Raw genomic sequence first — 620 nt, forward strand, 5'->3', positions numbered from 1 at the left:
CAATGGATGATTACAGTGTTTTAAAGGGAGGTTTGGAGAGCGGTGAAGAGATTAAGAGCAGGCCTATTAAAACTATGATCAATCAGATAGAGGAGAAGATTGATAAGGCTGCCAGAGAGAACCGCGAGATTGATAGAGAATCATGGGATCTTCAGGTAGAAAAGAAGAAGGATAGGAAAGAGTTTCATGGTTCCTTTATATTGAATATAATTAGGGATGATATACAGTTTCTTATTAGGTATACGCTGAATCAGAAAGATGTGCATAATACAATATTAAATGCATGTGCAATATTTTTTATCGCAATATATGTATGTGTAACTGCAGGGTGGTTGCATCTGCGCTGTTGGCGTTTGGGATAGATGTTGCGTCGTTGGTTATAGGGATATTCAAATTGGTTGAGTGGTAAAAAATCGCTGCAAAGATTCTCTATCCCTGCAGCGACTAACATCATATTATTTTTTCATTGCCTTAAGTGTTTCAAGCTCTTTACGAAGCGCAGCATTCTCTGATTGGAGTTTGTTGCGTTCAGCCTCGCCTTCCATCAAGCCTTCCATCAAGCCTTCCTTACGGCCTTCTTCGACGCCTTGATGGTATAGTCTGACTTCCGGCAAATCCAA

The 620-nt window shown here is 40.2% G+C and carries 1 protein-coding gene; it reads left to right on the forward strand.

Going from position 1 to position 620, the window contains the following annotated elements; translation table 11 throughout:
* A partial coding sequence (locus NXH67_RS00150; RefSeq protein WP_272795930.1) for a hypothetical protein occupies positions 1 to 362 on the forward strand: 362 nt, incomplete at its 5' end.
* Positions 363 to 620 lie beyond the last annotated feature (258 nt).

Source organism: Butyrivibrio sp. DSM 10294 (assembly GCF_028539135.1).
Lineage (GTDB): Bacteria > Bacillota > Clostridia > Lachnospirales > Lachnospiraceae > Butyrivibrio.